Source organism: Runella sp. CRIBMP, assembly GCF_009905605.1.
Classification (GTDB): domain Bacteria; phylum Bacteroidota; class Bacteroidia; order Cytophagales; family Spirosomataceae; genus Runella.
Window position 1 is genome coordinate 52,561 of sequence record NZ_JAAAKZ010000001.1, and the last position, 12,425, is coordinate 64,985.

10 protein-coding genes are annotated in these 12,425 nt (G+C 46.3%); 8 read left to right on the forward strand and 2 right to left on the reverse strand.

Translation table 11 applies throughout. The features are described from left to right. Positions 1-36: 36 nt before the first annotated feature. The gene (gene clpB / locus GVN20_RS00210) at positions 37-2,667 is read right to left on the reverse strand and encodes an ATP-dependent chaperone ClpB (protein WP_166556416.1); all 2,631 of its coding nucleotides are present in this window, start codon (positions 2,665-2,667) and stop codon (positions 37-39) included. Positions 2,668-2,825: 158 nt separating this feature from the next. Here clpB and GVN20_RS00215 point away from each other — a divergent pair, with 158 nt between their 5' ends. Together GVN20_RS00215 and GVN20_RS00220 are read left to right on the forward strand one after the other, a co-directional pair. Then, a complete protein-coding gene (locus GVN20_RS00215; RefSeq protein WP_166556417.1) occupies positions 2,826-3,977 on the forward strand; it encodes a ribonuclease D in 1,152 nt (383 codons plus the stop codon). Positions 3,978-4,059: 82 nt separating this feature from the next. Further along, entirely contained in the window at positions 4,060-4,851 is a 792-nt protein-coding gene (locus GVN20_RS00220) for a hypothetical protein (protein ID WP_166556418.1), read from the forward strand. A 312-nt stretch (positions 4,852-5,163) separates the two neighbouring features. Here the strand turns inward: GVN20_RS00220 and GVN20_RS00225 are convergent, their stop codons facing one another. Then, positions 5,164-6,042: an AraC family transcriptional regulator gene (locus tag GVN20_RS00225; protein WP_166556419.1), complete on the reverse strand. Its 879-nt coding sequence runs from the start codon at positions 6,040-6,042 to the stop codon at positions 5,164-5,166. A 110-nt stretch (positions 6,043-6,152) separates the two neighbouring features. Between GVN20_RS00225 and GVN20_RS00230 the strand changes: the two genes are divergently transcribed. The 6 genes from GVN20_RS00230 (at position 6,153) to GVN20_RS00255 (ending at position 12,296) form a co-directional block, all read left to right on the forward strand. Continuing rightward, complete coding sequence (locus tag GVN20_RS00230; RefSeq protein WP_166556420.1) at positions 6,153-7,118, forward strand: VOC family protein; 966 nt, start codon at positions 6,153-6,155, stop codon at positions 7,116-7,118. A 23-nt stretch (positions 7,119-7,141) separates the two neighbouring features. Further along, on the forward strand, positions 7,142-7,861 hold the full coding sequence (locus GVN20_RS00235; RefSeq protein ID WP_166556421.1) for a PIG-L deacetylase family protein: 720 nt from the start codon (positions 7,142-7,144) through the stop codon (positions 7,859-7,861). A gap of 147 nt (positions 7,862-8,008) precedes the next feature. After that, on the forward strand, positions 8,009-9,667 hold the full coding sequence (locus GVN20_RS00240; RefSeq protein WP_166556422.1) for a carboxylesterase/lipase family protein: 1,659 nt from the start codon (positions 8,009-8,011) through the stop codon (positions 9,665-9,667). 71 nt (positions 9,668-9,738) lie between these two features. After that, a complete protein-coding gene (locus tag GVN20_RS00245) occupies positions 9,739-10,356 on the forward strand; it encodes a 4-carboxy-4-hydroxy-2-oxoadipate aldolase/oxaloacetate decarboxylase (RefSeq protein WP_166556423.1) in 618 nt (205 codons plus the stop codon). A gap of 62 nt (positions 10,357-10,418) precedes the next feature. Continuing rightward, on the forward strand, positions 10,419-11,183 hold the full coding sequence (locus GVN20_RS00250; protein ID WP_166556424.1) for an NAD(P)-binding domain-containing protein: 765 nt from the start codon (positions 10,419-10,421) through the stop codon (positions 11,181-11,183). Then, positions 11,184-12,296, forward strand: coding sequence for a 4-oxalomesaconate tautomerase (locus GVN20_RS00255; protein WP_166556425.1), 1,113 nt, complete (start codon positions 11,184-11,186; stop codon positions 12,294-12,296). The last annotated feature ends 129 nt before the right edge of the window (positions 12,297-12,425 follow it).

Below are 12,425 nucleotides of genomic sequence, written 5' to 3' on the forward strand. Positions count from 1 at the left end.
TCAGCGGGGTGTTTTTGTTATTAAATCAAGTGCAACTTATAGTTCTATTTTCGCTTCCGTGATATTCTCAAAAACGACTTCTCCGTTTCCGCCGAGTTCCATCATGATGACGGAATCTTTGGTGATTTTGCCGCTCAGAATCTGTTTCGATAACTCGTTCAGGATACGGCGCTGAAGGACTCGTTTCAGCGGTCGGGCACCAAAGGCGGGCTCGTAGCCTTCTTCCGAGAGCTTGAGCAGCGCATCGTCGGTGGCATCGAGGGTGATACCCTGCTCGGCAAGTAGACCTTTGATATGGTTGAACTGAATCCGTACAATCTGTTTGAGGTTGTCGTGGCTCAGTGGGTCAAAGAGTACGATTTCGTCGATACGGTTCAGAAACTCAGGCCGAACGGTTTGTTTCAACAGGCTCAACACATCGTTTTTGGCTTCTTCTTTGAAGTACAGTTTCCAGCCTTTGTCGGTTTTGTTGCCTGCTTCTTTGAATTTCTCCATAATGATGTCGCTGCCGATGTTGGAGGTCATAATGATGATGGTGTTCTTGAAGTTGGCCATCCGTCCTTTGTTATCGGTCAGGCGGCCGTCGTCCAATACCTGCAACATGATGTTCCATACATCAGGGTGGGCTTTTTCGATTTCATCCAGCAAAATCACGCTGTACGGCTTGCGTCTGACGGCCTCGGTCAACTGACCGCCTTCGTCGTAGCCTACGTAGCCGGGAGGCGCTCCCACCAAACGGCTGACCGAGTGGCGCTCCTGGTACTCGCTCATGTCGATACGCACCATGGCGTTGTCGTCGTTGAATAGGTAATTGGCGAGGGTTTTGGCCAGCTCGGTTTTTCCTACCCCTGTTGGTCCCAAGAACAAAAAGCTACCAATGGGGCGTTTGGGGTCTTGCAATCCCGCCCGTGAGCGGCGAACAGCATCAGCAACGGCTTCGATGGCTTCTTCCTGCCCAGCTACCCGTTTTTGAAGTTCTGTTTCCAAATTTAGCAATTTGTCGCGCTCACTTTGCAGCATTTTGCTTACCGGGATACCCGTCCATTTAGCGACTACTTCTGCAATGTGCTCGGGCGTTACTTCTTCATTGAGCAATTGGTGGTTGGAATGGTTGTCGTCAATATCCCCTGCCAATTTTTTCTCAATTTCAGGAATTTTGCCATAGCGAAGTTCGGCTACTTTTCCGTAATCGCCAGTGCGCTCGGCTTGTTCGGCTTCCAGACGAAGTTGGTCTAGTTGCTCTTTAAGCGTACGCACTTCGCTGATTTTGCCTTTTTCCAGTTCCCACTGTGCTTTGAGGGCGTTTCGGTCTTCACTCAAATCGGCAATTTCTTTGTTGAGGCGGGTTTCTTTGTCCTTGTCGTTTTCGCGACGAATAGCTTCTCGCTCAATCTCCAACTGCATGATGCGGCGGTTGAGGTCGTCGAGTTCTTCGGGGACCGAATCCATCTCCAAACGTAGCTTGGCGGCGGCTTCGTCCATGAGGTCGATGGCTTTGTCGGGCAGAAAACGGTCAGAAATATAGCGGCTCGACAGCTCTACGGCTGCAATGACGGCATCGTCCTGAATCCGTACTCCGTGGTGAAGTTCGTATTTGTCTTTGATACCGCGCAAGATACTGATAGCGTCGGCTTCGTCGGGCTCGTCGACGGTTACGACCTGAAAACGGCGTTCGAGGGCCTTATCTTTCTCGATGTACTTTTGGTACTCTTTGATGGTGGTAGCCCCAATGGTATGAAGTTCGCCCCGCGCGAGGGCTGGTTTGAGTAGATTGGCCGCATCCATGGCGCCCTCACCTCCAGCCCCCGCCCCGATGAGCGTGTGGATTTCATCAATGAACAAAATTACTTCACCTTCCGAATCGGTTACTTCTTTAATCACCGCTTTCAGGCGCTCTTCAAACTCACCTTTATACTTGGCCCCTGCTATGAGCAGACCCATGTCAAGGGACACAATTTCTTTGGTCTTCAACTGTTCGGGCACGTCGCCTTGCACAATACGTTGGGCGAGGCCCTCCACAATGGCGGTTTTACCCACCCCGGGTTCACCGAGTAGCATGGGGTTGTTTTTGGTACGACGCGCCAAAATCTGTAATACCCGACGAATTTCGTCGTCGCGGCCAATGACGGGGTCAATTTTTCCAGCACGGGCCAATTCATTCAAATTTTTGCTGTACCGCTCCAGAGAGCGATATTTAGCTTCGGCATTTTGGTCTTTCACAGGGTTATTTTTTCCTCTTAGTTCTTTAATCGCGGCCAACAGACCTTTTTCCTTAAAGCCAACCTCCTGCATGAGCCGGGCGGTGGCGTCTTTGCCCGTAGCCAACCCGAGAAAAAGCATTTCAACGCTGACAAATTCATCCTGAAATTCTTTCAGATAGGTTTGGGCTTTTTGAAAAGCGGCATTTAAGTCATTGCTTATGTATTCAGTAGCGGCCGTTCCCGCCACTTTTGGGTAGGCGTTTACGGTGGCTTGGATTTTGGTTTGCAGCAGCTGAGGGGATACGTTCAGTTTTTTCATCAAAAACTGTGAAGTATTGGGGTCATCTTCTAAAATGGCCTGCAAAACGTGTCCTGTTTCTACCGCTTGCTGTTGGTTTCCTTGGGCAATCTGTACCGCACGCTGGATTACCTCCTGCGCTTTGATGGTATATTGATTAAAATTCATGGCGGCTTTTCTGTTAATATTTTAGTGATTGTGATTTAGATAACACCTTCTGTACAAGGAGTATGCCTGTCTTGAAAAGCGGCAATTTTGGCATATTTTTTTTGTTTTTTGAATGGAAATGTAGACAAAATGACGTTGTTTTTGCTATTTTTGACGCTATGTCAATACCTTTAATTATTCAGACCCAAGAGGCGTTTGAAAAAGTGGTTGAGCATCTAAGCGGTTTGGAGGCGTTTGCTATTGATACCGAGTTTGATCACAACCATTATGCCTACGGTTTTACGCTTTGTCTTATTCAAATTGCTACTCCTGATACTTGCTATTTGATTGACCCATTTGCCGTCGCTGATTTAACTTCCCTTTGGCGGGTTTTGGAGAGCGAAACGTCCGAAAAGATTTTTCATGATTGCGGCGAAGATTTACGTTTGCTTCATTTGCACGGCTGTTCGCCCCGCAATATCTTCGATACCAGTGTGGCTGCCAAAATGCTGAGTTTGGAGAAAATCGGGCTTAGTAGTGTGCTGTATGAGCTGCTAGGGGTCGAATCGAGCAAAACAAAACAGCAAAGTAACTGGCTTAAACGCCCGCTGTTGCCGATGCAACTAGAATACGCCGCAAACGACGTTATCCATTTACCAGCCTTGCGTAAACTAACTGCTGAGCGTTTGCAAGTGCAAAATCGGTGGGAATGGTTTGAGCAAATGATGCGGGTGGTGGAGCAAAAAGACTATTCTCCCAAATCTAAAGAAACCTTTTTGAGTCCAAAAGAACAGCGTGATTTTACGCCGTTTCAACAATACATTCTGAATGAACTCTATCGGTTTCGGGATGAACAAGCCAAACGTATCAATAAGCCTCATTACCAAGTCTTTTCCGAAAAAATTGTCTATCAAGTCATGGAGCATCCGGTTGTCTTGAATGACTGGATGAACTTGAAAGGCATTCATTACCGCATTCAGAACGAAGCCTTTGCTGAGGAATTTAGAGCAGTTTTGGCGCAAGCCGAAGCTTCAGCAAAAGCACAGTTACTGTCTACCCAAAAACGGGTACCCACTGGACAGGAAATTGCGGAATGGCAACGCAAATCGACCCGCTACAATCGCTTGCGTGAACACGTATTTTTGCCCATCAAACGCTGGATTGAAGAAAGCTACGGGGCGCATTTTGCACCGTATGTGTTGAGCAATGAAACCATCGGCATTTTGATTGGGGGGGAAATGAAGCTCTCAGAAATAAATCCCGTATTTCAACAAAGCATTATCAGAGAAGCGGCACAGACGTTGAATATAGATATTTCGGCGTTTGAGTAGCTGATTTTGACTGGAGAAACTGGTATATTTGGTTGTAATAAGTAGCCGCCTCTCTGGCAAAAATGAACGTAGAATTGGACTAATGCCCTTACGTCGCCTTTTTTTGTGGATTTTGATGGGAAGTGTTGCCTTCGTCGTGAGTTACTTCGTCCTGTTTCCGCATGTATTTCGTTGTTTTGCCGTTCAATATTCGGATTTTAGCCTTTCTGCCGAACGGCTGTACGTCAGTCCAGAGCTTTCGCCGCGGGTTCAAGGTCATGCCAATGCCCTTATTCAAGAAGCTCAGAGGCGTATTGAGACTTTTTGGGGGAGTCGGGTAGGGAATCCAACGATTATTCTTTGCCAACGCGCCGACCAATACCGTCGCTATTGCAACAGCGGTGAAGGGGCGGGGTGCAGCATTGGCACTCCTTGGGGAACTTCCTATATCGTACTCAACATGGATGGTCTCAATGCCGATGTGATAGCCCATGAAATGTGCCATGATGAGCTTTTTAGCCGTTTAGGTTGGTGGAAAACTACCCGGCAGATTCCGCAGTGGTTTAATGAAGGCCTGGCGCTGATGGTCGATTATCGGTTTGTGCCCAAAACCGACAGCCTCCAGCGGTACGTTGACTACAAAGACGAATATTTGTATCTTTCACGGGGTGGACAAGTAGCCCTTGATTTGGACGAAATTGCGTCCATGCGGGGTTTTTTCAACGGCCATGAAGGGCACGTAATGCTGGCTTATATGACATCTGGAATGGAAGTGGCGCGGTGGCTGGCAGGGGTGGGAGAAAAAAAAATTCCCACTTTGGTTCAACAAGTGGCCGAAGGCCGAGAGTTTGAGGAAGTATATGCTCAGTTAGAGAAAAGCTATGCCCCAAAATAGAGTACTATCTACTGCACGTACACTAAACACTCATTCTATCATTGGTAAATTTCAACGCATTTTTGAGAATAATGAACATTGGGTTGCCGAAAAACTCAAACAGACCCGGAATATTTCGAAAAACTTTCAAAAGGTCAAAGCCCCGATTTTTTGTATATAGGAGGTACAGACAGCCGAGTGACCGCTGAAAATTTAATGGTTGTGCCTCAAAAACTTCAAAGTCTCATGCAGATTTATCAATTAGTTTGAGTTTAGTAGCCTATTCCTCAATACCAAAAAGTCATTGCTTCCTGAGCTTGAGGGGGATAGGCGCTACGTTCGCTGTTGTTCCCGAAATTCGAGTGGCGATACACCCGTGTATTTTTTAAACAGTTTGGCAAAGTAGTTTGGGTACTCAAACTTCAATAAATACGCAATTTCCGAAATCGAATAAGAGGTGTGCGTGAGGTATTTTTGGGCTTCGCTGATGAGGTAGCGATGAACCAACTGAATGGCCGAATGGCCTGACACCGAGCGACAGATTCGGTTGAGGTGAATGGGGGTCATGTTAAGCTCAGCGGCAAATTCAGGGATACTTTTCGGGTAGTTTGCCTCTTTGATTTTCTTCTGGAATCTCCGAAAGTGACTCATCGTCACGTTATCTTTTTTTTGCTCTTCTCCTTGCCGAACCATGCGGTGTAGTTTTAGGAACAACTGGGCAAAATAGGCATTAAGCATAGCTCTCCTTTCTGATTGCTCTTCAAACAACTCTACCTCAATGGCACCAATCAACTCTGTGATGGCTTGAAAAGATTCTTTTTCGTCAAAATGATGGATGATATGAACCTTATGGAATGATTGCCAAATGGTCGAGGATGTTTGAAAAATATCTTCTATAATGGTTTCTGAAATCGTCAGAATATGCCCAGATACGTTTGGTGTATAGGTTAAGCCATGCAGTGCCGTGGGAGGTATGAGAAAAATACAAGGGGCATTGTAGGTGTCAATTCTGGTGCTTTCCTGAAACGTAACCTGCCCGCTGTTAACGATAAATACCTGAAAAAGATGGGCATGAATGTGAGGCTGAATCACCCAGCCGAAAGTTTGGCTGCGGGTGGAAATCAGTTCGAGGAAAATATATTCTGACGGATTGCGGCTGTTTAGGTCTCCATACAGTCCTTCAAAGTTGAGAATGGGTTTGTTGTTTCCCATAAAAATGTTTGATTTTTATCTGCAATATTAAAAATAATATCCAAAAACATTGGCCCTCACTGCCTAACATTGCAAACTGAAAAATCACTTTGTTTCTGTTCTCAAAATCAATGAAAAATCACCTTTGGGATTTGGCCCATATTGCGCACATAGAGCTGTTTACGCCCAAATTGGAGGCTAGTACACGCTTTTTTACCGATATTATGGGGATGTCTATTTCGGCCGTCAAAGGCGATTCGGTTTATCTGAGAGCATACGACGATTATGAGCATCATACCCTGAAACTGACCGCTCACAAACACGCTGGTATGAAGCACTTTGCGTGGCGTGCCAAAAGCCCTGAGGCGCTCGAACGCCGCGTGGCGTCCCTTCAAAAAAGCGGTTATGGCATGGGTTGGAACGACGGGGATATTGGCCACGGGCCTGCGTATGAATATCATTCGCCAAGTGGGCATTTGACAGAAATCTATTTTGAAACAGAAAAATATAAATCGGGTGCGGCTGATACTTCGGCCTTGAAAAATACAGCCAGTAAGTTTCCTGCCCGAGGCATCAACGTTAGACGCATTGACCATCTGAATTTGTTTGCCAAGGATGTTAGGGCTTTCCGGGATTTCCAACTGGAAAATTTAGGGGGAATTTTGACCGAGACCATCGTCGATAATTTGGAGGATTTAAACCCCAAAGCGGTTTGGTTTATGGTCAATTCCAAATCCTACGATTTGGCAGTGACCGAAGATTATTTAGGGATGAATGACCGTTTTCATCACGTTACTTATGCCGTCAATAGCCGTGAAGAGGTATTGATTGCCGCTGATATTTGTCTTGAAAACGGCATTTTTATCGAAACAGGGCCTCACAAGCACACCATTCAGCAAACGTTTTTTTTGTATGTATATGAACCTGGCGGCAACCGGATAGAAATTGCCAATACCACCGCCCGATTGATTGTGGACCCTGATTACGAAACCGTGGTCTGGACGTTGGAAGAGCGAAAAAAAGGGCAGGCGTGGGGCTTGGCTACCGTGCCGAGTTTTCATACCAAAGGTACCCCCATGCCAGAGGAATTGGATTGATTTTATATGACCCATTTAGTATTATGAAAAAGAAATTGTTGGTAATCGGAGCGCATTCGGGCGATTTTGTGTGGCGAGCGGCTGGCACCATCGCCAAAGCCATTGAAGAAGGGGCTGACACTTTGGTCATTGCTATGTCGTACGGAGAACGCGGCGAATCGGGTGAATTGTGGAAAGAAAATCCCAACCGTACCGAAGAAAGCGTCAAAATCATTCGGCACGAGCAAGCACAAAAAGCTGCCGATATTCTCGCAACGCCCATTCAATTTCTGGACTGGGGCGATTATCCGATGTTGATTTCTGATGAACGTATTAGGCAACTCACTAAAATAATCGGCGATTTTGAGCCTACGGTGATTCTGACCCATTCCGAAAAAGACCCCTTCAATCCCGACCATCCGTTGGCTTTTCAGGCCACCCAACGAGCAAGATTGTTGTCGTCGGGAGCGGGTGTGCCGAGTGCTTTCAAAAACATTGACCCACCCGTTTGGTATTCGTTCGAACCCCATCAGCCCGAACTTTGTGGTTTCGTGCCCGATACTTTCGTTGATATTTCGTCGGTTATGGACAAAAAATTGGCGGCTATGAGCTGTATGGGTGCGCAAACTTATTTGAAAGACTACTATGCAGAATTGGCCTCCCGTCGCGCCAATCATGCCCGCCGCATTTCGGGAAAGAAAGACATCAAATTTGCCGAAGCTCACCAGTGCCAGGTACCTAGGGTGGTTTCTTCCATTTTTTAAAAGCAGAATGTCGACTATTTTGAACTATTGATAGATTAAAAAGACTGATTCAAGGATTTTGAAAAAAAAGCCCCCAAAGGGTGCACTATTTTAAGGTATTATTGTCCTGTCTATTCTTTTTTTTAACCTATTAATATCAGGTAAATTATGAAATCATCAAGACGTAATTTCATTCAGTCTTTGGGGGTTGGGGCCGCTAGTTTGGGGGTGGTGCATCAATCAACGGCCCATACCTACGAGCCGCCCAAATTATCAAAGTCCAACGCAGATGACCAAGTTTTGTTTGTCGGCGACAACATCGCGGTTGCCAATACCGAGTATGGCAAAGTGAGAGGCTTCATCCTTCGCGGTATCCATACTTTTTTAGGAGTACCTTATGGCGCAGATACGTCGGGCAAAAATCGTTTTATGCCGCCTCAAAAACCTGCCTCTTGGACAGAAATTCGGCCCGCTCTTTGGTGGGGAAATACGGCCCCGCAAATCATGGAAAAACGATATGCAAACACCTATGCGTCGTTTGTGGATCACTGGAACTACGACGACGTATCGGAAGATTGTTTGAAAATTAACGTCTGGACACCTGCCCTAGATACCCAAAAACGCCCCGTAGTTGTTTGGCTACACGGCGGTGGATTTGTCAATGGAAATGGCATTGAGCAAGATGGCTATCACGGCGAAAATATCTCTCGCCTTGGCAATATCGTATTTTGTTCGCTCAACCACCGACTAGGGTCACTGGGGTATAGCCACCTAAAAGCGGCGGGTGGACATCCTGCCTCGGGTAATGTGGGTAATTTGGACATGGTAGCCGCGCTCGAATGGGTCAAAAATAACATTGCCAATTTTGGGGGTGATGCAAGCAATGTGACCATCATCGGCCAGTCGGGGGGAGGTTCTAAAGTTACAACCTTGATGAATATGCCAGCAGCTAAAGGATTATTTCATAAGGCGGTGGTGTTGAGTGGCGGTTCATTGGCGGGTGTCAATAAAGAATATGCCGAAAAATTAGGACTGAAAATAATGGAAGAAGCGGGGCTGAAAGCTGGGGAGATAGAAAAGTTACAACAAATTCCGTGGCGCGAATACATAGACATCGCCGACAGAGCCGTTGTCAAAATGGCTGATGAAGCCAAACGTCTCAACGTGCAAAGGGGAGGTTATTCACCCGTAGCCGACGGAGTATACCTGAACGATAGCCCGTTTTTCAGCGATGCAACGCATTTCTCAAGCGACATTCCCGTGATTATTTGCTCAACATTTAATGAGCAAAGCCCAAGTCGAACAGATGCGACGTTGGAGAAACTGACCTTGGCCGATGTGAAAGAAAGACTCAAACCTCGATTCGGGGAAAAATCTGGCGAAATAGCCGATGCTTATGCCCGGAGTTTCCCCAAAGCCCGTCCCATTGAGATTTGGTCTTTGATACTTTCAAACCGAAAAAATGCCGTTGCCATCGCCGACGCTAAGACGTCGCAACGGAAAGCTCCAGTCTATTTGGCGTGGTTTGGCTGGCAACCGCCTCTTTTTGACGGCAGAATGCGGGCTTTTCACTGCGACGATATTTGTTTTTGGTTTTATAACACCGATTTGATGCTTACCCATACGGGCGGCGGAAAACGGCCTCGGGCTTTATCGGAAAAAATGGCAAAATCATTTCTCAATTTTGTCAAAACAGGAAATCCAAACGGTGGCGGCTTGCCCCCTTGGAAATCATATACCACTCAAAATGGTGAAACGATGATTTTGGACGATACCTCCGCGTTGGTAAACGACCCCGACCGCGATGCCCGAAAATCATTGGCGTAATTTTTTGAATTCTAGGAGGTTTTCGCATCAGAAAACCTCCTAGAATTACCACTGATAAGCCATTGTAAAATATGGAATTACTAAAAGAGCTTTCGAAATTTTCAGCCGCTACGATTTGTGAGGCCCTTGGAAACAAAGGTAATTTGCCTTCGGCCATCAAGCCAATCGCCGCAAGCATGAAAGTCTGCGGCCCAGCTTATACGGTTCAGACCATGCCTCGTGACAATGTTTTGCTGCATCGAGCTTATGCGTATGCTAAACCAGGAGATGTCTTAATTGCCAATTGTTCAGGTTTTTATGAAGCTGGTTACTGGGGTGATTTGATGAGTTTGGGGGCAAAAACCAAAGCAATCAACGGCTTAGTTATTGATGCCTGCGTGCGCGATGCCGACGATATTGAGGCGTTGGGCTTCCCTGTTTTTTCAAGAGGGTTATGCATTCGTGGTACGTCAAATCACGGTGATGGAACACTCAATGAACCCATTATAATCGGAGATGTACTGATCCATCCAGGCGATATTGTGGTGGGTGACCGTGATGGAGTGGTAGTCGTTCCGTTCAATAAACTGGAAGAAACCATCGAAAAAGCTGCCGCAAGAGAAGCCAAAGAAGAAAGAACCAGAGTCGAACTTAGAAAAGGAAGAACTTCTCTTCAGATATATGGCTGGGATGAGAAGTTTGGGTACTAGTACAATGATGAGCAACAACTCATCGGGTTGTGCTCATTACTCATTATTTATCACTTATTATTATGAAAATTGCCATTTTGGGTTTAGGCGAAGCGGGTGCTCGTTTTGCCAATGATTTGGCCGAAATGGGCGTGACCGTGATGGGCTACGACCCCAATCCCGTTCGAGAATTACACCCTTTTGTGATGCTTGCTTCAAGCAATGCCGAAGCCGCTAAAGACGCCGATGTGATTTTCAGCGTCAACCTATCGTCGGTATCAGAAGAAGTGGCACAGGATATTTTTCCAGTCCTTAAAAACACGCAGTTTTTTCTGGAAATGAATACATCCTCGCCCGACAAGAAAAAAAAAATTGATATGATTTTGAAACCAACGGGTGTCCAATTCATTGATTTGGCCATCATGGCACCTGTGCCTCCCAAAGGTATCAAAACCCCATTTTTGGCGGCGGGAGAGGAGGCTATTGCTTTTTTGGAAAAAATGAAACCGTTGAAGTTGGACCTGTCGCTCGTTGAAAATGGCAAAGTAGGCGATGCCGCTACCATGAAACTGCTGCGCTCGATTGTCTACAAAGGTGTGGCGGCGGTTATCTGTGAGGCCGTAGAAGCGGGGGATGTGTTCGGGATGCCTGAGTATATCCGCAAACAAATCAGTTCAATTATTGGCGGAAACGACGACTTGATTGAACGTTTTGTGGAAGGAAGCAAAACCCACGCCCTGCGCCGAATGCACGAAATGGAAGCCGTGATTGAAATGCTTGAAGAACGCAATCTGGACCCGATTGTCACCCGTGCTACGAGAGATAACTTGGCAAAACTGATGAACTAAATGCAAACGGCCATTCCATTCATGCAGCTTCGGGGCGGAAGCTCCAAAGGGCTTTTCTTTAAAGCTGAAGACCTGCCCACCGATAAAAACGAGCGAAACCGTTGTCTTCTACTCGCGATGGAAGGAACTACCGAGGGCGACCCTCGTCAGATTGACGGCTTAGGCGGAGCCACTTCTTTGACCAGCAAAGTAGCCATTGTCAGCAAATCAATAACACCCGAAGTGGGATATCGCTCAGCCGATTTAGACTATCTGTTTGTACAGGTAGTGGTGGGCAAAGGCAAAGTGTCGACAGCCCAAACTTGCGGAAACATTTTGGCGGGTATTGTGCCTTTTGCTATTGAATCGGGCATGATTGAGGCTACGCACCCTGTCACCTCTGCCCGAATTAATATCGTCAATACGGGTGGGATTTGTGAAGTGGTAGTACAAACCCCCAATGGTCAAATTGAAACTCAAGGTAATGCCAAAGTAGATGGCGTACCGGGCACAGCCGCCCCTATTATTTGTAATTATTTAGAAACTGTAGGCTCAACCTGTGGGGCTTTGTTGCCCACAGGCCACGCAAAGGATGTAATTGAGGGAGTAGAAGCTACTTGCATAGACAATGGTATGCCCATTGTGATAATGCGAGCGCGTGATTTTGATTTGATAGGCAATGAAACCAAAGAAGTGCTTGAAGCTAATGAGCCTCTCAGACAACAAATTGAAGCAATCCGCTTGAAAGCGGGGCATTTGATGAATTTGGGCGATGTCAAAGACCAAACCATTCCCAAAATGTGTTTGATGTCGCCCCCTGAAAAGGGCGGAGTTGTTAATACCCGAATGTTCATTCCCCACGTAGTTCACGAAGCTATCGGTGTTTTGGCGGCGGTTTCGGTCGCTACTGCTTGCGTGGTTCCTGATACAGTGATAAATGATAAACGAGGGGTGATGAGTTATAAATTGAATACGCCAAATGATAGACACTCCTCCCTAAGTATTGAGCATCCTTCGGGTGAATTTACGGTAAATATTGAGTATGAATTTGTTGATAGTCAAATTGTTATTCACAAATCAGGTGTCATTCGTACGGCCCGGTTGTTGAGTAAGGGTGAAGTGTTTATCCCTTAAAAGGTTTTGAAAAGCAAATTGCTTCGTCAATTATATAGAGTGCCCCCCCTTTTCGGAGGCAAATATTTCCGTTTTACTTTGATTTCTGTGGGCTAAGTAGTGCAAACTGGTACATTTGAAATGTTTTTG